Raw genomic sequence first — 20,654 nt, forward strand, 5'->3', positions numbered from 1 at the left:
ACCTGTCTCAAATCATACGATTCCCACAGCAATGTCGCGAGCGTAAGGTGCTTTCGTCAGCACAAAAATGAGGTGAAAGATGAAACAACATGTCTATATCGTCTGGTCGCATCCGCGCAGGAATTCGTTAACCGCGCAGATGGTCCACAGCCTGCGCCAGCGCGCAGAGGCGCGCGGCGCCCATGTTACTGAACTGGATTTGTATCGCAGCGATTTTGATCCGGTGTTACGTGTCGAGGATGAACCGGAGTGGGGCAACCCGGATAAGCGCTATTCGCCAGAGGTCCACCGCCTGTTTGCTGAACTGGACAATCAGGACATTATCTTCTTTGTCTTCCCGGTGTGGTGGTACAGCTTTCCGGCCATGTTGAAAGGCTATCTTGAGCGCGTATGGAATTATGGCCTGGCCTATGGTGAGCAAAACCGGTTAACGGCAAAAACGGTGCGCTGGCTGGCGCTGGCGGGCGGCTCCCATCGGTCATTTATTAAATATGGCTGGGAGAAAAACATCACCGATCATCTTTTGGGCGTTTCGGCTTATCTGGCGATCCGCGATGTGGACGTCCATTTCCTCTACAACACGTTAGGGGTTGAGGAGGCCATTCAGGATGACGTCAGCCACTATGCACAACTCTTTGAGCAAATGTATGCGGTGGTAGACAGCACGGTTTAACGCAAGGCAGGGCGCCAACAGGCGCCCTTTAACATGCTCACCCGTACAATGAACGACGCGCGGGGTGCTCTGCTTCGCAGTGCCCGTTTTGCAAGGCGCGAGCATACCCTTTACTGCCGTTTAGCGGGAAATGGAGGCGCGCGTTGACAGCGCTGCAACGTTAATCACGGTGACGGTAGCCACGCCTTTAGCCCGGTCACCGTACCATCGCGCAGGTCTGAACGTATTCTCTTTGCCGCGATCCGCTTCCCGATGACGACATTTTACAAAATCTCCCTGTGGACTATGTTAAGCAACATGTCTTAAGAAAACACATCAGGCAACGGAGAACGTAATGAAAGCAATGACCCTGAAAGCCCCTGGCGGACTGCAGAACATCCACCTGTCAGACCGAGCCGATCCGGGACAGCCGGGAAAAGGCGAAATCCGGGTTGCCATCAAGGCCAGCTCACTGAATTTCCATGACCTGGTCGTCGCGACCGGGCAATTTCCCACCGAAGATGGCCGCATACTGCTGTCCGACGGCGCGGGCGTGGTGGAAGCCGTGGGCGAGGGCGTGACCGATTTTCGCGCAGGTGATCACGTCGTGTCGACATTCTTCCCCGTCTGGCTGTCCGGTAAACCCACCGCGGACGTCGGCGGCTTTGCCCACACGCCGGGCGACGGCATTGATGGCATGGCCAGTGAATACGTTGTGCGGGCGCAGAGCGCCTTTACCCATGCGCCAAAAGGCTGGACGCACGCTGAGTCAGCCACCATTACGACAGCTGGCCTGACCGCCTGGCGAGCACTGGTGACCGAAGGCAATCTTCAGGCTAATGATACCGTGTTGGTGCAGGGCACCGGCGGTGTATCTATCGCTGCCTTACAAATCGCTAAGGCCATGGGCGCGAAAGTGATTGCCACCTCCTCTTCGGATGAGAAACTGGCGCGCGCCCGACAACTGGGCGCAGACGAAACCATTAACTATCGCACGACGCCAGAGTGGGGGAAGAAGGTGCTCGAACTGACCGGCGGCGTGGGCGTGGATCAGGTGGTGGAAGTGGGCGGACCTGCCACGCTGGGTGAGTCGCTGAAAGCGATCAAGGTAGGCGGCCACATTACCCAAATCGGCATCATTTCCGGCGATGAAGCCCGGCTGTCCATTTTGTCTGTCCTGGCGAAGCAGGTCACCATCAAAGGGGTGATCGTTGCCAGCCGACAGGATCAGATCGATTACGTGAACGCGCTGGAAGGGATGAATCAGAAGCCCGTCGTTGATCGCCTCTTCCGTTATCAGGACCTCGCCGAGGCCTTTGCCTGGCAGCAGAGCGGTTCGCATTTCGGCAAGATCTGCGTGGAATGGTGAGTCACGCGCAGTAAGGCTGGTGTGTCCGTAGAAACGGTGCCTGATGAGGGCTGAAACCAGAGCCTTCATCAGGCATCGCGGCCTGCGCAGGATTAATTATTGTCGTGAATATAATAGGCCGCGTCAGCGGGCATAAAATGGCTGAGCCCGCCTGTCGCAATGCCGACAGCCAGTGCGTGTTGATTATCCAGCAGCATATGGTTGTCTTCGCTGTAGGTAATTTTGTCGATTTGATCATCCGTCAGGTTGGTACAGGTGTGATAAATATTTTTAATAATATTGCGGAATCGGCTGCTAAATTCATTTTTTTCAACCAGCATATTTTCTGAAAAATCTCTGTCCCGAGCATCATGAACCGTGGGCGCATGTAATAAAAAAATCGAATCGTCCATGGTTAGCCGTTTCTTTGCGCCACAATAAATTAAGGTTGCAGAGGATTCGACGGAGGACATATTCACGGTGGTCACCGGAATGGGTGAGTCCTTCACTATCTGATAGCCCATTTTCCCGGCATCAACATCACCGCCGGGGCTGGTGAGATAAAGCTGTATCTCCGTAGCGGCTTTGTAGTTTTGCGCAATCTCGTCAATGGCGGCGGACAGGGCCATAATTTTGTTCTGCGTTATCGCGCCAGTGAAAGCAATTTTTACCGTTTTAACGGTGTTGGGTGGGCGCTTCTCGTCAACGACTTTGTTCATCGCCGCCTGTGAGGTAAAACTTGTCAGGACAAAAAAGGCAGCCGCACAGAAAATATATTTCATATTAACTCCATCCTTTTTGCCCTTTAATTATCAGTACGACATTATGTCTGCAATATCTATTATCATTTTGCACGCGTTTGTTACCGCTAAAAATATATTTCAGTATTATGGCTTTTAAATGACTTTTTCAAATTAACCTGCGGCGACGCTAATTTTGTCGAAGAGGGGAGCAACGAAGCCGCATCACATATGCATCTGCTGTCCGGTAAACGGCATACTGCTTTCAGTATTGTCAGCACCGCAGGGCACCGTGCTGCTTTTATCGCACGGCTCCGCTTTTCCTGGCGTTTGTAACTGCGGGCTTTCTGCGATTCTGCTCAATGCGCCATGTCCCGGGGACGCGGGGGAAGCGGGAAAAGCTCCGGCTGCGTCACATATCACACGGCAAACTGATCCCTTTTTGTGACAAGTCACACAACCTCATAACATTTGCCAGCACAGGAAAAAGTTTCGCTAGATAATGAGTGTACTTTGTACACCATAGTTTTACAGAGTAAAACATGAAGTTTGCCCAGATGTAAAACCATGAACCTTCTGTGAGGAACACCATGTCTGAAAAGAGACCCAATGTGGCCATAACCTCCGATATAGAGCAGCAGACGGTAAAGCGTGTTATATGGCGCATTCTGCCGTTTCTGATTGTCTGTTATCTGATCGCTATCATTGACCGGGGCAATATCGGAATGGCGGCCCTGCAGATGAATGAAGATCTCGGGCTGACCAAAGCGGTGTTCGGCCTGGCGAGCAGCCTGTTTTTTGTGGGGTATTTTCTGTTTGAAGTGCCCAGCAATCTGGCGATGCAAAAGATCGGGGCGAAGATCTGGATATCGCGCATTATGGTGACGTGGGGCATCGTGTCGGTCTGCACGGCCTTTGTCTCCAGTGCCGGGATGCTTTATTTCCTGCGCTTTTTACTGGGCGCGGCGGAGGCGGGCTTTTTCCCTGGCGTGATCCTCTACCTGACCTACTGGATCCCCGGTAAATACCGCGCCCGCGTCATTGCGACCTTTATGGTGGCTATCCCGGCAGCAAACTTTATCGGCTCACCGATCTCCGGGGCCATCCTGTCACTGGATGGCTGGTTTGGCTTACGTGGTTGGCACTGGCTGTTTATTTTAGAAGGCTTCCCGGCCATCCTTTTAGGAATAGCCGCCTTTTTCCTGTTAAGCAACCGCCCGGAAAACGCGACCTGGCTGACGGAAGCACAGCGCAACTGGCTCAGCACAACGTTGGCGGACGAGAATGCGAAACGTAAGGTGATCGGTCATATCTCGCTGTGGCAGTTACTGCGTCACAAGCACATCTGGGTGATGGCCTTAATCTATGCCGGTGCCTCGGCGGCAGGTTCCACGCTCAGCGTCTGGTCGCCACAATTACTCAAGTCGTTCGGACTCGACAACTTCACGACCGGTCTGGTGAACGCCATTCCTTACGGCCTGGCGTCCGTGTTGATGATCGTCTGGGGCCGCAGTTCCGACCGTACGGGCGAACGTCGCTGGCACACGGCGCTGACGCTGTTCCTTATTGCGGGTGGGCTACTGTCGGCTTTCCTGACGCAGTCGCTGGCGGGCAGCGTGGTCATTCTGTCGCTGGTGCTGATTGGCGCGTACTCCATGAAAGGGCCGTTCTGGGCACTGGCTTCCGGCTGGCTGTCGTCCAGCACCGCAGCGGCGGGCCTGGCGGCTATCGGTGCCATGGCGAACCTGATTGGCGGCGGCCTGATGGTTAACGTGTACGGGATCATCAACGAGCAGACGGGCAGTCATGCGCTGGCCATGGTTCCGCTGGCCGTGCTCTGCGGGGCGGGCGGTATCGCAGTGCTGATCATGGGCCGCAAAAGCGCGACCAGAATCGAAGCGGATCACAGCCTGTCGACCGTCAGCAAATAAGTCGCATCGCTGAAATCACTGAAGCGCCTCCGGGCGCTTTTTTTTATACCGGAGAAAAGTGAAGGTGAGGCGAACCGCAGGAATGCCGGGATTTTCGGTTCTGCCATCCTTATCGGGCAGGCCGAGCGCTCTGATGTGGCAAGAACGCCTGTATACCGTTTCAGCCTGCTCTGCTCCATGTGCTCGCCTGCCCTCGTGATGGGATACTTCCCGGAAACCGGTATCGGTTATCGGAAATACCGGGCCGCGATCAGCAGACGAACGCGAACGTTGTTGCGGTGGGAAAGACAACGGCGTGGAAAAACAGTCTGCACGCGCAGGAACGGCGGCAGGAAGGAGGATAACGGAGAAATGAAGCCGTGGGGGATAAAACCACGCCGCCTCTGATATTGGCGTGGCTTTGTGTCCATTCAGATCGTGCGTCGGGGTTGGTTAACTGAGGCCATAATCCGAGGCGACATCACGCCAACCTGAATGTCGGCGGCGTGGTCGTTTTGTCCGGTCAGGTGTGACGGTAAGGGTCCTTGACGGACGCTACGCAGAAAGCTCCCAGCAGCAGCACCGCCGAAACCGCCAGCAGCGCCCACATAAAGCCACCGCTGGTCTGGCGCACATAGCCAATAAGCGAAGGACCCACGAAGCCGCCCAGATTACCAATCGAGACAATCATCGCCAGTCCGCCCGCCGCCGCGCTCCCTGTCAAAAAACCGGAAGGCAGCGCCCAGAATGATGCCTGAAATGCCAGGATGCCGCTCACAGTGAAACACAGCGCAAGCATTTTGAGGACGGGTTCATCAATGAGGGCGCTGCAGCCTAACGCCACGGCGGCGATCACCAGCGCCGCGCTGATCCAGCGAATACGGTGGCGGGAAGCATTCGCGCGCTGTGCCCAAAACAGCATGCTGAAGGCGCCACAGATATAGGGCAACGCGGTCAGAAAACCCGTCGCGGTGTGGCTGACGCCAAGCTGTTTGATAATCTGCGGCATCCACAAACCTACGCCAATTGAGCCGACAATGCCGCAAAAGTTAATAAAAGCCAGAAGGTAGAGCAGGGGATTACGCATTGCATCCCGCAGGCTGGAACCGTGAGCCTTTTCGATCTTTTTCTGTTCATTCGCCAGCCGCCTGCTCAGCAACGCTTTTTCCGCCTCGCTTAGCCAGCCCGCTTTGGCCGGACGGTCATGTAAAAAGAACAGGCACATGACACCAAGTATTACCGCCGGAAAGCCTTCCAGCAGCAACAGCCACTGCCAGTTGCGGATAGTGTCGTGTCCGGTAATTTGCATCAACATGCCGGATAACGGCGCACCGATAATATTCGCCACGGGAATGCCGACCAGAAAGGCGGCCGTGATTTTGGCGCGCCAGCTGCCGGGGAACCAGTAGGTAAAAAACAGGTAAATGCCCGGGGTGAAGCCCGCTTCCGCCACGCCCAGGCAGAAACGGGCAAAGGCAAAGCTGACGGGACCGGTGACGAAGGCGGTGGCCATGGAGATCAGCCCCCACGAAATCATAATGCGGGCGATCCAGATGCGGGCACCTACTTTTTGCATGATCAGATTACTGGGCACTTCGAAAAGGAAATACCCGATAAAGAACATGCCCGCGCCAAAGCCAAACTGCTCTGCTGTAATCCCTAAATCCGCGTTCATGCCCAGCGCGGCAAAGCTGACATTCGTGCGATCCAGATAACTGACCACGTAGCAGATAAAAATAAAAGGCAGGATCCGGCGAAAGGCTTTGCCTGCCGCGACTTCACTTTGTTCAAAATCCGTTTGAGTCATGCCGTCATGGGACACGGGCACGTCATCCTGCTCCGTCATTGAGCGGGAAGGCGTTGAGTGCAGATTCATGGTTGTCTCCGCTGCGTTGCGTCAACGCAGAGTTATTCTCAGAGAAAAGCAGTGGAAAGAAAGGGCAGCGGGTGGCCTGGCGTTTGCATTGAGCAGGTAAGAATGCTGCCGCTGACAGATTCGGTGATAAATAACTGCCGGCGCTGATCGCCGCCAAAACAGAGGTTGGTGGTGGATCGTCCGACCGGGCTGGTCAGAATCTCAATCGGCTCTGCCAGATCGTTTAACAGCCAGACGCGGCCCAGCCCCGGGTTAGCAATCAGCAGTTCGCCCTGCGCGTTGACGGCGATACCATCAGGACCGCTTGGCCCGTGCGAGGTAAAGAACTGGCCGACTTTGCTGACCGAACCGTCACGCTGAAGCGGTACGCGCCAGATCGCATTGCCGCGCGTCATGGCGACATACAGCACCTTCTCGTCGGGTGACAGCACCAGGCCGTTTGGGCTCGGGCAGTTATCCAGCAGAACGGACAGTTGCCCGTCCTGGCTGAGCCGGTAAACGCGTCCGGACGGATCGTGCAGCCCCGTTTGCCCCTGATCGGTGAAATAAAGATTGCCCCGGCTGTCAGGGGTAAGATCGTTCACGCCGCGAAAACTTTCGCTGTTACGGCGCGACAGCCACGGCGCGATCGTGTTCTCCTTGAGGCACAGCTTCATCAGGCCGTGACGGTAATCCGTGATCAGAAGCGTATCGGGATCGGTCAGTTTCATGCCGTTGGGTTCGCCGTCGTACTGCACCACGAGCTCCCAGTTGCCCGCCATATCGACACGGAATATGCGGCCATACGGAATATCGGTCAGGTACAGGCAACCCGAGGGATGCCAGACCGGCCCTTCCAGAAACGAATCGGTCAGCTGGCCGCCGCGATTAGCGGCCGCCCAGGCATTGTGGCTGTCAGGTTGGCGGAAACGATCGGGCAGCCGGGTAAATACCGTGGTCTGCCTGATCTCCGGTGTGGTCAGGCACATCATACCGTCGCTTCCTTCTGCGCCAAGATCTTCAGCAGATTGGTCACGGAAGCCGTCCCCATTTTCACGTAAGAGTTATCGCTCACGCCGCCGATGTGCGGGGTAATAATGACGTTTTCTACCGTCTGCCAGAGGTTGGGCGCGGTCAGCGGCTCCACAGTAAAGCTGTCCAGCGCCGCCCAACTGAGCCTGCCGCTCCTGAGCGCGCGTTCCAGAGCATCATCATCAATCAGTCCACCGCGTGCGGTATTCACCAGCACGGCGCCGGGTTTGAACTGTGCCAGCGCCTGGTCATTAATCATCTGGCTGTTTTGCGCGGTCAGCGGACAGTGCAGCGACACTATATCCGCGCGCGCATACAGCGTGGCTAAGTCGTCCACCTGCTCACAGCCCGCGGGCAGCGTTTTCGCCCAGGGATCGTAAGCAATAACCTGCATACCAAACACGCGGCCAATATCGGCCACCCGGCCGCCAATCGCGCCGAGGCCCACGAGCCCGAGCGTCCGGCCTTCCAGTTCAAGGGACTTGTGGCTGGATTTGTCCCAGTGTCCTTCACGCATCCGGCGATTCAGCGGAATCAGGGATTTGGTGCAGGCCAGAATCATTGCCCAGGTATGTTCAGCCACCGCCGCCGCGTTGGCACCCGGCGCAGACTGAACGCTGATGTTTCGTTCGGCCGCCGCGGCTTGATCAATAACGTCAATGCCGCTGCCATGTTTGGAGATCACGCGCAGCGCAGGCGCGGCATCCATGATGCGGGCGTTAATTTTTCCATAGCGCACCACGATTCCGACGGGATTATACTGCTGGCACAGCGCGACCAGATCGTCTTCGGTTGGCCTGGTGCCCGCAAACACCACTTCATAATCGTTCAGCATCGCAAGCGCGGCGGGGGCGATGTCAGCGCCGGTAATAATGACAGTATCCTGTTTGCGCATCAGAGTTCCTCCCCTTCCGCTAACATGCCTGCTGCACGCAGGGCACCGTTCAGCCAGGTCGGTCTTTTGTCCCCGGCTTTGATTGCCGCAATACGGCGGGTTTCCATATCCAGCTTTTTCGCCGCGAGTGCCAGCACCAATTCGACCTCGTCACGTGGGACGACCACCACACCATCGATATCACCGACCACCAGATCGCCCGCGTTGATCGTCGCACCGGCCACAGAAACCGGGTAATTCACACGACCGGGAATCAGCTTGGTCGGGCCACATGGATTCAGGCCAGCGGCGAAAATCGGATAGGTGTGGTTGCTCAGCGCATCCGCATCCCTGACCGCGCCATCGATGATAATGCCGGCAATGCCGGACGCTTCTGCCTGGGTCGCCATGATTTCGCCGAGCAGCGCACAACTGATATCGCCTTTACCGTCTACCACGATGACATCACCGGGTTTGGCCACCGCCAGCGCAGCATGGATCGCCAGGTTATCACCTGAACGCACTTCCACCGTTACCGCCGGTCCGGCCACTTTCATATGCGCACCCAGTGGCTTAACGCGGCCATGGAGCGTGCCTCGTCTGCCCGCGACATCCGCAAGAATCGCGGCCTGAAATTCAGCGGCACGTCTGACATAATCATGACTGACTCGCGTAACGTCGCGGTTGATCATCGGTTTTTCGTTCGCGGACATGGGTCACCTCACAGGTTTGATGTTTTACAGAGTAAAACTGTGTTGTACATAATGAAATTACTATATCGGTGACACTGACGCTCGCGCCAGTGTTGCGAGCTTGTTTGTGATGTAAATAAGATGTGACTCACAGTTTCAGGTACACTCAGTGCCAGCAAAAATCAGGAGAAGCGAAATGGGAAACGAAGGGGTTAATGCGGTAGAGAAGGCGCTGGCATTGCTGGATTGTTTTAAGCCAGGCGAAGAAAGCCTGTCTCTGACGGCGTTGTCGCAGCTCTCGGGCTACCACAAAACCACCGTTTATCGCCTGATGAATTCGCTGGAACGCATGAGTTATGTAGTCAGACGGGATAACGGGATTTATACCCTGGGACCAAGACTGCTGTATCTGGGCAAGCTCTACGAACAGTCGTTTCATCTGGCCAGCGTGGTCCAGCCCGAGCTACAGGCGCTGGCTTCGGCCACCCATGAAAGCGCCAGCTGGTATGTGATTGATAACGGTCAGCGTCTTTGCGTCTTCCGTGCGGAATCGTCGGATGGCCTGCGCCATACGCGACTGCCGGGCTCGCTTTATCCTCTGGATAACTCGGCGATTAGCCAGGTGCTGCGTTACTGGGGAATGGGCGAACCCCTGTTTGCTGAGACACCGGACTTACCGCTCTATACGTCGGGGGCGCGCGATCCGCACACTGCCGCCTTTGCCATCCCGGTGTTTGGCGAAGGGGATAAATTAACGGCCGCCCTGGCACTGACCGGTCCGTCATCACGCTTAACCCTGGACCGCAAAGCGGCAGGGCTGGGTGACCTGATGCGGGAAAGTGCCGCCAGATTGTCGGCTCAGTTAGGGGCCAGAAAGCCTTTTTGCGATGGGGTTTACTGGGGTAAATAGCGGGCAGTGCCGCGCGGTTGGGTCAAGAACCGTTCGGCGGCTGAGCAGGACAGGCATGTGCTGCCATCCTCCGGCCCGGTGGGCAGGCAGAACACCGACATCTATTCTACTGCTCAGCCGGGCGCATCCGCGTTTCTCCGCTTGCCTGCAATCGGCCAGTGATAAAGCGGACCGTGCGGCGACGTCCACGGCTCCGCTTCCGCGCCACGAAAGCGTGAGTCAGGTTAGCGGTAATAGATCGCTATCCGCTGATCCGCCACCGTTTCAATCGCCACCGGAATCTCAAACAGCCGCGTCAGCACGTCCGGCTGCATGATGTCGGCTGGCGTACCGCGCATAAAAACGGCGCCGTTTTTCATGGCAATAATGTAGTCGGAATAGGCGGAGGCGAAATTGATATCATGAATGACCAGAATGATGGATTTGCGCAGTTCATCCGCCGCCCGTCGTAATTGCTGCATCATGGTCACGCCGTGTTTCATATCCAGATTATTTAGCGGTTCATCTAACAGAACGTACTGCGTATCCTGGCACAGCACCATCGCCACAAAGGCCCGCTGCCGCTGCCCGCCGGACAACTCATCCAGATAACGCTGTGCCAGCGGCAACAAATCCAGAAAATACAGCGCCTGCTCAATATGGTGTCTGTCCGCTTCCGTTATCCGTCCTTTTGACCAGGGATAGCGGCCAAAACTGACCAGATCGTACACCGTCAGCCGATGGGTAAAATGATTCTCCTGCCGTAGCACCGACAGCACTTTCGCCAGCTGTTCAGTGTGCGCCTCGTTCACCACCAGCGAATCGATTCTGATTTCACCGCTGTCCGGCGTCAGCAGTCGGCTCATCACCGACAGCAGAGAGGATTTTCCGGCACCGTTAGGACCAATGATGGCAGTGATGCCCGACGCGGGCAGGGTTTCATTGATATTGTTGAGAACAGAAAGCGTGCCGTAGCGCTTATTCACATTCACCACTTCAATCACGTTGCCACCTTTTTAAGCACCAGATAAAGAAAGAGTCCACCGCCAACACATTCAATGATGACGGACAGCGTGCCTGCCCTGTCCAGCAGTCGCTCCAGAATGAGCTGTCCGCCGGTCAGCGTAATCATGCCGATGAGTACCACGGCAGGCAGCATCTCGCGATGACGCCATGAGCCCATGGCGGGCCAGGCCAGATTCACGATCAACAAGCCCAGAAACGTCATTGGCCCCACCAGCGCGGTTGAGATCGCTACCAGCAGGGAGATGAGCAGCAACAGACCGGTCACGTAGCGCTGAACGGGCACGCCGAGTGCGGTGGCGGTATCGCTGCCCAGCGCCAGCACGTCAAGGCGATGGCGCATGCGCCAGATGATTACCGTCACAACAGCAATGACGCTGCCTGAGAACAGCAGGACGTCGCAGTCGGCGCGGGTAAAGGTGGCAAACATCCGGCTCTGTAAAACGGCAAATTCTCCCGGTGATAGCAGGCGCTGCATCAGTCCGGACAGACTGCGGAACAGCGTGCCGAACACCAGGCCTGCCAGTAAGACGCGCTGGAGTTCCAGCCCGCTGAGGTTAAATAACCAGCGGTAAAGCAGCGTGGCAAACAGCATCAGAAGCGCCGTTTCGCCCAGAAACTGCACCACAGGGTAGGTCTGGCTCAACGGCGACAGGTGAATAAAAAAGACCATCAGCGTCTGAAGTAAAATAAACAGCGACTCCAGCCCCATGATCGACGGCGTAAGAATGCGGTTTTGCGTGATGGTCTGGAAAAGCAGCGTGCTGATGCCCGAGGCAAACGCAACCAGCACCATAGTCAGTAAAATCTGCCCGCGGTGTTTCAGGAGATAGCCGATATTGCCCTGCAGGTTAAGGGTCAGAAACAGCGTGCAGAGCGCAATCGCGATGATGGTCAGCAAACACAGCCGTCCGGCAGGGGAGCGCATCCTGTTCAGCACGCGAGACGGCAGCGAACACTCAACGGCCATGGCGTTTCCCCTTCATAATCAGCAGCAGAAACACCGCCGCGCCCAGTACACCGAGCAACGTACTGACCGGGATCTCGAACGGCTGCACGATAAGCCGCCCCAGGATATCGCAGCTTACTACCAGCATAGCCCCCGTCAGCGCGACCCAGTGCACGGTGCGTCGCAGGTTATCGCCAGCCAGCAGGCTGACAATATTCGGCACGATTAACCCCAGGAACGGCAGGACCCCGACGACCACGATAACCACGCCGCTGATGAGCGCAATCATCGCCATGCCCGTGAGCTGAACACGACGGTAGTTCAGCCCGACGTTTACGGAAAAGTCATGCCCTAAACCGGCGACCGTGAAGCGGTCGGCAAGCAGGCCAGCGAGCAGGGCGATCATCCCTACTAGCCACAGCAGTTCATAGCGCCCCTGCATCACGCTGGAAAAATCCCCCGATTCCCAACTGCCCAGCGCCTGCAGCAGGTCAAACTGCATCGCCAGAAAGGTGGTGACCGAACTGAAAACGGCCCCCAACATGATGCCGGTCAGCGGCACAATAAGGGCGCTTTTCTGACGAACATGGGCGATTAACAGCATAAACAGCAGGGTACCGGCCAGGGCGAACAGGGCGGCAATGCCCATTTTGACTATGACGGGCGCGGCGGGATAAAACAGCATGACCAGCAGTAAGCCCAGGCCGGCGGACTGTGTCGTGCCCACGACAGAGGGCTCGACAAAACGGTTTTGCGTCAGCATTTGCATGATTTGCCCTGCAACGCTCATGGCGCTGCCAGCCAGCACCAGCGCGACCGTGCGCGGCACGCGACTCACCCACATAATCTCCCGCATGTCGGCATCGCGCCACACGTCCATCAGTGACAGCTGCGTGACGCCCGTCATCACACTGAGCATCATCAGCGCCCCCAGCAGGATCAGGCTAAAGCTAAAGGCCACGGACTTCATTCTGGGCGGACGCCGGCTGTGCTGAGTGCCTGCCTGATCTGCTCCATCATCAGGCTGTAACTCTGGATCCCGCCAGCGAGGTACAACGAGGCCGAATCCAGCCAGATTATCTGCTGTTTTTTCCATGCCGTGGTGCGGCGCACCAGCGGATTATCCAGTACCTGCCGGGCAGAAACGCCCGCCTTGCTGCCGATGGCGCTGTCGCGATCCAGAACGAACAGCCAGTCCGGATTGGCCTGCATGATGAGTTCGGGCGAAATGGCGTTTCCGTGTTTACTGGCGGTCGGCAGGGCGATGGCCGGTCTGAACTGCAGGACATCAAAAATAAAACCAAAGCGGGAATGCGGTGTGTAAGCACTGAGTTTGCCGCCGTTGACCATCAGCATCATGGCCGTGCCTGCCTGAGCCGCCTGGCGGCGAAGGTCAGCAACTTGCGCATCAAATCTCGCCAGAACGGTGCTCGCCTGCGCCTGTTTACCCATGATTTCGCCCAGTTGCGTGGTTCGCTGACGCAGGCTGTTTAAAACATCATTGGGATCGATATCCAGCGATACGGTCGGCGCAATGTCGCTGAGTTTGTTATAGGCCGCCAGGGCTCTGCCGCCGGCCAGAATCAGATCCGGCCTGGCGCGGCTCAGGGCCTCATAGTCAGGCTCAAATAACGTGCCCGCATTGAGGTACTCATCACTGTTGTAGCGCGCCAGATGGGCCGGATAGCTTATCGCGGTCCGGGGCACGCCCAGCGGATGAATTCCTAACGCATCGGCACTGTCCAGCGTTACCGGGTTTAAGATCACCACACGTTGGGGATGCAGAGGAATAGCCGTTGTGCCCTGAAAATGCGACAGCTGGACGGTGGGCGCGTCGCTGGCCGACGCCAACGGCGCGCTCAGTAAGCAGGCGAGCGCCAGTAAACCTGCCAGAGGGGAAAAACGCATACCTTCTCCTTGTACGTTGTCATTGTCCGTAAAAGTGTGCCCGGTTGTCGGGCTGACCATCCGCTTTCCGCCTTGGGTACGTGGTATGTTCAGCAGGGCGAGCGGACCCTCAGTGTTATCAGAACGAAGCCGTTACGGAGGCGTACAGCGTTCGTCCGGGAACGTAATAGTTATTGCCGCTGGTGGTACTGGCAGAGGGTTGCGCGGACACCGGATTTTTATCGAAAAGGTTATCGACGCCCATGTTGAATTTCAGATGCCTGGTCGCCCGGTACTGCCCGGACAGGCCATAAATCATATAGGCCTGGCGGATACGTGCAGTTGCGGTATTGCCGCGTGCGGCCTGATCCGCGCGGTTATTCAGCCCCAGCATTTTTCCGTAGTATTTGGCGGTCATCGACAGACTGACCGCCTCATTGACCTGCCAGTCCAGCGAGGACCAGGTGGCGAGTTTTGGTGTGGTCACCAACATGACGCCCAGTGTGTCTTCCGCTTTGATCATGCGCGTAAAAGTGTTATTCAGGGTCAGGCTTTTCAGCCAGGGGCCTTTCTCTTCCGTAATCAGAGGCACCGTCAGGCTGCCTTCCACGCCCTGCGTGCGGGCGGTATCCAGATTGACGCGCTTCAGCCAGTAGCTACCGGACGCATCGCCCGGAATATAGCCCACCGGCGCGGAAGCAATTTTGTCCTGAAAGCGGCTGTCAAAGAAGGTTAAGCCCACTCCCCATCCCGCATAATCGTACAGGGCGCCCACTTCCCAGTTCTGCGACAATTCAGGCTTCAGCGCGTCATTCCCCAGGGTATAACAGCTCCCGCCCTGGTAATCGGCATAGCCGTTACAGCCGGCACCGCGGGAGGTTTCGATAAAGCCTTTGCTGGCCTGACGTACGCTGGGCGCCTTAAAGCCTTCAGAATAGCCGCCTTTCAACGTCAGAGCGTCCGTGGCTTGCCAGACAAGATAGGCGCGCGGCGTGGTCCGGTTGCCGTAATCGGTATTATCCCGGCGCAGGCCCAGCGTCAGGGCCAGATCGTCCCGCAGGTCAATCTGGTTTTCGATGAAGATGCCGGTGCTTTTCGCTTCGCCAGTATGTTTACCAAAGGTATCGGCCGCGTCGGCTGTCACGCCCAGCGAGCGCGGGTTATGCAGCTCTTCTTTTTTCCATTGCGCGCCCACGGTCAGGTTTTGGGGCAAACCGAGTTCGAAGGGCAGGTTGAGATCGCCTTCAATAATGGATTCTTTATTCCACAACGTGCTGTCCTCGCTGCCCGTCACTGCGCCGTTGGCGATAACCGGTACGTCCGACACCCAGTTTTTAAATTTATTCTGATAAGCGCTTAGCTTCGCCGTGCCAAATGCAAAAATGCCGCGGTAATCCAGCGCATAGTTTTCACGCTCAAGCTTACTGGCCCCGCGCAGATTAATTTCACTGCCGTTACTGGCGACGCCGGGAAGACCTTCTTCGGTTCCCTGCTGAGTAGAGATCGTCAGCCGATGCTGGCGGGTAATATCCCAGCCCAGTTCGGCACCGTAATTTTCATTCTTGCGTCCCTCCTGACCGCTTCCCCAGCGCAGTGCGCCGGTGTCGCTTTTATCCGCCTGGCGCTTATTCCACGAACCATTCAGACGCAGGTCAAACCCTTTCCCCAGTGGGCCGCCAACGCTACCTGTCCAGGTCTGGGTACTTCCCCGCTTATCGTCCTGCGGCTGGCGCGTGCCTGCGGTTAAGGTCCCGTGCCAGACATCACTGTTTCTCTTTGTGATGATATTCACCACGCCGCCCATCGCATCCGAGCCATAGAGCGCGGACATCGGTCCCCGCACCACTTCGATACGTTCAATGGCATCAACGGGGATCCAGTTGATATCGTCGAAATAGTTTTGTTGCGTGCTTTTGATGCCGTTGCTGGAGCTCATGCGTTTGCCATCAACCAGCAACAGCGTATACGCCGCTGGCATACCGCGCAGTTGAATACCGGAGCCCACGTCTGTTCCGATGGCTTTGGATACGCCCGCGACACGTTCCAGCACATCCGCAAGATCGGTAGCCGATTTACCAACGTCCTTTGCTAACTGTTCGGCGGTAATCACCGAGATTGATGCCGGGGCATCTTTCAGACGCTGTTCGACAGCCGAAGCCGTCACCACCATCACCTCTTCATCGGGATCGGTGATCTCCGGCTCAGCAAACGCAGGTGAAGCTATGCCAAAAACGGGAATGAACAGACTGGTTTTGATACGACGGGCGAGAGGGGTTAACGACGTCATAACGGTTAATCCTTTAACGGTTGTTTGTCCTGAAGATATTTACGGGCTGATAAACAGCATAAGGTGATATATAAATGGGAATCAAATCAATAATCATTATCAGTTGGCGGTGAAATAAATGCGCAGGGTAATTGCGTGGGAATTTTAATGATTCAGGATCGGCGGGAATGATCTGGAAACGGGAAAGGGTAGTTGCTTTTTATGTAAGACAGGCCTTTGATATATAAAGATTTAAGACGAAGAATTTCTTCTTTTGCTGATTGGATTTCTGAATAATTCCCTGCCTGTAAGTTTCTTTTTAATATTATCTTTTTTTACGTTTTGGATGATATTTACGAAAGGTAAAAGATGTTCTTGTTAATTTATATAATTGTTAAGAGGTTGAGAAAAATGACTTGGATCAATAATAAGTCTGATTATGTGAAATATTTGATTCTGTTTTGTGAAATAAGCTGGCTTAGCATAATAGCGTTATTTAAATGAATAATGGTTTTCCCGTAATGCATTGAGGTCTACCATGACGCATGGGCCATTAAGTCAGTCAATATCGGATACCTGCAATAAATGACCATGCTTCTCTGGAACCGGTAAGTTTTGAATGCGGGTTTCAAAGGCACAGGAGGGGACAAAAAAGCCCGCAGGCTTGTGCGCTGGCGGAATCTGAATGAATCACCTATCTATATGAAATTGAATGTAAATGTTTATTTTAAAAAAAATCGGTATACCTAAGCGTATACCAATTGCTTTTGTTAAAGGTTTTTCATGTTGTGGAGGGCGATGGCTTTGCATCTATCGTCAGATACGCTTTCAGACCTGAAGAGCGTTTTACACCACGCGGATCGGAAAAGAAGGGAACACGGAGTTTTGGAGAGTCGTTCACTTTAATTGTCCATACAGAACCGCCAATGAAATTAAACTCAATGGTTTTGTGATTGACGGACAGTGCTTCGAAAGAGCCTGACGAATACTCATTGCCAACCTGCAAACTTTCAACAATCCCCTGGCTCAGGCTGATGAGAGTAACAGTAAGAAACTCCTCAAAGATCACATCATCAGTTGTGAAAAGAATATACCTGTCATTGTCGACTTTAACTGTGGCTTCGAGTACCTGTCCTTTTATAGTGATACCCGTCGGTTCGTTATCGATCAATACTTCAGAAACGGCCTGCTGAAAATCAGTCGCTTTACTTTTCTCAACAAGCTTTACCGAGAGAGTTTGTTCCATGACTACCCCCAAAAACGTCCCATTTCAAAAGCGGCAAGTGCACCACCTACAAATCCACCAATCAAAACACAAACGGGTGCTCCGGGGCCGCATACTAAACCTGCTAAAGCACCTCCCGCTGCACCACCTGCTATGCCTGCACCGTTAATCGCTATTTGTTTACCGGTTTCAGCAACTTTGTTTTCAGCGGTATAAATTTCATATACAGAGATAGCTAAAGAGAGGACGATAAGCCCTTTTCCTGCTCGTGAGAGCTGCAACATCTTCAGGTTAACGCTGGGATTAGATTTACCCGCAGATTCCACAATGCTGGCATACACCTGATTTTTTTGCACTTCAGAAAGGCTGGCAAAGTTTGTTTTAGGCCCAAAAAGTGAGGTCGCTTTCTTTGCGACTAACTCATTAAGCGTCTTACCCGATGACTTCATTCTTTCCGCCATTGCACGCCCAAGTGGCGTACTGCGAGTCCTGATCATTTCCATGATGAGATTTCGCGTTTCCTGAGCTTCTTTCGCAGCCTGTTCCCATGTTAGCAATCCAGCATTAACTCGGGATCGTAAATCGTCAGCCATCTCTTTGATACGCCTCGAATACTCAAGGCGCAAGCGGGGATCTATGGATAGCCGAGCGGCAGCAGCAGCAACATCCCCCTGCAAAGCATTAATCGCTGCATCAAACTGTTCACGATTTTTAGTGTCCAGTGCATTCAAAAAAGAGGTATCCATTTATTGCTCCTTTTTTAGGCATTCAAACTTTATCAAAACAGTTGCGCGGCCAGAAAGCGAGAACCTACAAAAAAAAGATTTTATGAATAATCCTTCACATTGTTCACCTTTGGATTTTATTCTTTTATATCAGTTCATTAACTGGTGATGAATGGGTGAAGGGTGACGCATATCCTTCACCACGGGTGAACGATGGGCGTAAAAAAACCGGCTTTCGCCGGTTCAGGTTGTCATGCTGCGTACACGTCGTCGCATTTCGGCAGCCAGTCAGCGCTGCTTTCGTCCGTCAGCCCCAGGTTGGTCTGCACGCCGGTTTTCGTGCGCCGCTTCAGGTAGCTTTTCCCGTACTCGCGCAGGATGCTCTCCAGCGCCTGGCTGAAGGACTTCATGCTGAGCGGGTTGCGGTAGCCGCTGGCCTCCATGTAGGCCAGATAGGCGTGATACAGGTATCGCTTCGGCTGTAAGGGCCGGATGCCGGCGTTACCCATGTGCAGGCCGTTCGGCTCGGCGGTCGCAAACAGGTAGCCGCAGAAGTCCACCATCGGGTCGGCGTCACGCTTGATGCGCATGGCCTCGCCGGAGTTTTGCTGCTGCTGAAGCAGCGCGCGGGCGTCCTGCGGGCTGCTGAAGCGCTGCATGAGCTGGCGCACGATAACGGCCAGCTCCGCCTGTATCTTCTCCTTCAGCTGCGGGTCGCGCTCGTTTGCCGGGATGATTTCCGCGAAGTGCAGGATAACCCGGCGGCGCGACACGCCCCCGCTGCGGTCGGTGAAGCGCATGGGGTTATTGTTCACGGCCAGAATCACCGCCGGGATGTGGGTCGAGTAGGCGTCGCGGTACTTGGGGTCAACGGACACCGCATCGCCGCCGGTAATCGCCTTGATGCCCGCACCGTCGCCGCTCCACTTCTCCTGGTCAGGCAGGCGGATGAGCGAATAGCCGATGACCGACGCGCGCTCACGCGAGGATTCCAGCGTCTCGATGGTGGCCGACACGGCGTTGTCCGGTCCCGCCAGCATGGTGGCGATTTCAGCCATGATGCTTTTGCCGCTTCCGCCGGGGCCGGTGACCTCCAGAAACAGCTGCCAGTCGTAGCGGTTTGCCAGCACCATGAACAGCGCGGCCAGAATCACGTCCCGTTTCTCTGCGCTGCGCCCGGCGGCGCGGTCGAGCCACTGCCAGAAGTGCGGCGCGTGGCGCTCCAGCGTTTCGCCCGCCACCGGGCGGGTGTAGTCCACGTCGCTGACCGTGCGCAGCCAGTTCTCGCGCCGGTGCGGGCTGAAGGTGCCGCTGCGGGTGTCGAGCACGCCGTTGCGGAATCCGATGAGCTGGCGCTGCGGCGCGGCCTGCTGCGGCAGCATCAGCTTCAGCGTGTCCACCACGCCCGCCACCTTGCCCGCCGAGAACGGGGCGCGCAGGCGCTGGAAAAGCTTCGCCACGTCGCGCCCGAACTGGTTGCCGGAAATCACCTTCCACGCCCCGGCCTCATAGCGGCAGAGGATTTCGCCGCTGGCGTCCACCGCCAGATTACGCCCGTAGTGCTCCGCAACGCGCTCCGCCTTCTCGCTGGCGCTCATGGCCGTAAACTCGGCCTCGCTCATGGTGTCGAACGGACTGGCGGCGGGCGGGGCTGAGGTTTCCCGCAACGCCTGCCGGGTGGCGTCCTCCCCGTGCGCGGTAAAGGCGTCGTTCCAGTCGCCAAACACCGGCGGCAGGGCAACCGTTGCGTTGCAGGCCGCGGCGGCGTGCTTCGCCTTACGCTGGCCGTCGCCGTTCAGGTCGCGGTCGGCGGCAATCACCAGCGGCAGCGTCGGGTGCTTTTCACGGACGAGGCCGGCCAGGGAAAAGAGGTTCACGGACGACAGGGCAATCCACACCGCGTCCCCGGTCAGCGCGTGCACCGCCAGCCCGGTGGCGTAGCCCTCGGTGAGCCAGATGCGCTTCGGGGCGCCCTTACCGCTCAGGACGTGGCAGGCGCCTTTCACCTGGCCGCCCTTAAGCGTGCGCTTGTCACCGGCGGCGTTAATCAGCTGGACGTTGACCAGTGCGCCGTCCGCGTCGTGCAGCGGCACCAGCAGGTCGCCTGGGCGGTAGGCGGTCAGGGCCACCTTGTGCGGCTTCGTGAGCGTCAGGCAGGTCTGCTCTGGCAGCGCCTTGCGTGAGAGGTAGGCGTTGCCGGTGACCGCTTTCGCGCTGCTCATCAGCTGCTGCGCCAGAGCGGCCGCCGCCGTGCGGGCGGCCTCATCGTCCGGCTCTGCCGGTGCGGCTTCAGTGACCGGCGGCAGGTTGCCGGTCAGGTCGTTCACGCGCGCGGCGGCCCCGGTCAGGCTCACCCCCAGCGCCTTCTGCACCAGGTCCATGCCGTCACCGGCCCCGCACTGGTTGCAGAACCACGTCCCGCGCCCCTCTTTATCGTCAAAGCGGAAGCGGTCTTTGCCGCCGCACACCGGGCACGCCGTGTGCCGGTTCTTCACCACCTTCACGCCCAGCGCGGGCAGGATGCGGGGCCACTGGCCCCGCGCGGCGCTGGCCGCGTCGGATACGGTCATTTTCATTATGCTTTCCC

17 protein-coding genes are annotated in these 20,654 nt (G+C 56.4%); 4 read left to right on the forward strand and 13 right to left on the reverse strand.

Going from position 1 to position 20,654, the window contains the following annotated elements; translation table 11 throughout:
- Window positions 1-79 precede the first annotated feature (79 nt).
- Together C1N59_RS05185 and C1N59_RS05190 are read left to right on the forward strand one after the other, a co-directional pair.
- A complete protein-coding gene (locus tag C1N59_RS05185; protein ID WP_033739402.1) occupies window positions 80-673 on the forward strand; it encodes an NAD(P)H oxidoreductase in 594 nt (197 codons plus the stop codon).
- A 334-nt stretch (window positions 674-1,007) separates the two neighbouring features.
- The gene (locus C1N59_RS05190) at window positions 1,008-2,021 is read left to right on the forward strand and encodes a zinc-dependent alcohol dehydrogenase family protein (RefSeq protein ID WP_054633276.1); all 1,014 of its coding nucleotides are present in this window, start codon (window positions 1,008-1,010) and stop codon (window positions 2,019-2,021) included.
- 92 nt (window positions 2,022-2,113) lie between these two features.
- On the opposite strand, the gene C1N59_RS05195 is transcribed toward C1N59_RS05190, so the two are convergent.
- Window positions 2,114-2,782 carry an ATP-dependent Clp protease proteolytic subunit gene (locus C1N59_RS05195; RefSeq protein ID WP_394550392.1) on the reverse strand — a complete coding sequence of 223 codons (669 nt, stop codon included), beginning with the start codon at window positions 2,780-2,782 and terminating at the stop codon, window positions 2,114-2,116.
- 548 nt (window positions 2,783-3,330) lie between these two features.
- Here C1N59_RS05195 and C1N59_RS05200 point away from each other — a divergent pair.
- Window positions 3,331-4,671: an MFS transporter gene (locus C1N59_RS05200; protein WP_033739396.1), complete on the forward strand. Its 1,341-nt coding sequence runs from the start codon at window positions 3,331-3,333 to the stop codon at window positions 4,669-4,671.
- A gap of 502 nt (window positions 4,672-5,173) precedes the next feature.
- Here C1N59_RS05200 and C1N59_RS05205 read toward each other — a convergent pair.
- The 4 genes from C1N59_RS05205 to C1N59_RS05220 are packed head-to-tail and all read right to left on the reverse strand — an operon-like array spanning window position 5,174 to window position 9,124.
- Window positions 5,174-6,526, reverse strand: a complete 1,353-nt coding sequence (locus tag C1N59_RS05205; RefSeq protein ID WP_394550393.1) for an MFS transporter — start codon at window positions 6,524-6,526, stop codon at window positions 5,174-5,176.
- Between the two features lie 38 nt (window positions 6,527-6,564).
- Complete coding sequence (locus C1N59_RS05210; RefSeq protein WP_058702312.1) at window positions 6,565-7,497, reverse strand: SMP-30/gluconolactonase/LRE family protein; 933 nt, start codon at window positions 7,495-7,497, stop codon at window positions 6,565-6,567.
- A complete protein-coding gene (locus C1N59_RS05215) occupies window positions 7,494-8,432 on the reverse strand; it encodes a hydroxyacid dehydrogenase (RefSeq protein WP_058702313.1) in 939 nt (312 codons plus the stop codon). The genes C1N59_RS05210 and C1N59_RS05215 overlap by 4 nt, the downstream gene beginning before the upstream one ends.
- Window positions 8,432-9,124 (reverse strand): RraA family protein, encoded by a 693-nt coding sequence (locus tag C1N59_RS05220; protein ID WP_394550394.1) that lies wholly within the window; start codon window positions 9,122-9,124, stop codon window positions 8,432-8,434. The genes C1N59_RS05215 and C1N59_RS05220 overlap by 1 nt, the downstream gene beginning before the upstream one ends.
- 175 nt (window positions 9,125-9,299) lie before the next feature.
- Between C1N59_RS05220 and C1N59_RS05225 the strand changes: the two genes are divergently transcribed.
- The gene (locus C1N59_RS05225; protein WP_033739386.1) at window positions 9,300-10,013 is read left to right on the forward strand and encodes an IclR family transcriptional regulator; all 714 of its coding nucleotides are present in this window, start codon (window positions 9,300-9,302) and stop codon (window positions 10,011-10,013) included.
- A gap of 224 nt (window positions 10,014-10,237) precedes the next feature.
- Here C1N59_RS05225 and C1N59_RS05230 read toward each other — a convergent pair whose 3' ends face one another.
- From C1N59_RS05230 to C1N59_RS05265, 8 genes are all read right to left on the reverse strand, one after another.
- Window positions 10,238-10,996 carry an iron ABC transporter ATP-binding protein gene (locus C1N59_RS05230; RefSeq protein ID WP_394550395.1) on the reverse strand — a complete coding sequence of 253 codons (759 nt, stop codon included), beginning with the start codon at window positions 10,994-10,996 and terminating at the stop codon, window positions 10,238-10,240.
- The gene (locus C1N59_RS05235) at window positions 10,993-11,985 is read right to left on the reverse strand and encodes an iron chelate uptake ABC transporter family permease subunit (protein WP_394550396.1); all 993 of its coding nucleotides are present in this window, start codon (window positions 11,983-11,985) and stop codon (window positions 10,993-10,995) included. Before C1N59_RS05235 ends, C1N59_RS05230 begins: the two co-directional genes overlap by 4 nt.
- Window positions 11,975-12,934, reverse strand: a complete 960-nt coding sequence (locus tag C1N59_RS05240) for an ABC transporter permease (protein WP_054633283.1) — start codon at window positions 12,932-12,934, stop codon at window positions 11,975-11,977. Before C1N59_RS05240 ends, C1N59_RS05235 begins: the two co-directional genes overlap by 11 nt.
- A complete protein-coding gene (locus C1N59_RS05245) occupies window positions 12,931-13,872 on the reverse strand; it encodes a siderophore ABC transporter substrate-binding protein (RefSeq protein ID WP_054687234.1) in 942 nt (313 codons plus the stop codon). Before C1N59_RS05245 ends, C1N59_RS05240 begins: the two co-directional genes overlap by 4 nt.
- A gap of 118 nt (window positions 13,873-13,990) precedes the next feature.
- Entirely contained in the window at window positions 13,991-16,138 is a 2,148-nt protein-coding gene (locus C1N59_RS05250) for a TonB-dependent receptor domain-containing protein (RefSeq protein WP_394550397.1), read from the reverse strand.
- A 760-nt stretch (window positions 16,139-16,898) separates the two neighbouring features.
- Entirely contained in the window at window positions 16,899-17,363 is a 465-nt protein-coding gene (locus C1N59_RS05255) for a hypothetical protein (protein WP_394550398.1), read from the reverse strand.
- A 2-nt stretch (window positions 17,364-17,365) separates the two neighbouring features.
- Window positions 17,366-18,088 (reverse strand): hypothetical protein, encoded by a 723-nt coding sequence (locus tag C1N59_RS05260; protein ID WP_210480267.1) that lies wholly within the window; start codon window positions 18,086-18,088, stop codon window positions 17,366-17,368.
- A 230-nt stretch (window positions 18,089-18,318) separates the two neighbouring features.
- Window positions 18,319-20,643: a phage/plasmid primase, P4 family gene (locus C1N59_RS05265; protein WP_394550399.1), complete on the reverse strand. Its 2,325-nt coding sequence runs from the start codon at window positions 20,641-20,643 to the stop codon at window positions 18,319-18,321.
- Window positions 20,644-20,654 lie beyond the last annotated feature (11 nt).

It is taken from the genome of Pantoea sp. SGAir0183 (genome assembly GCF_043545505.1).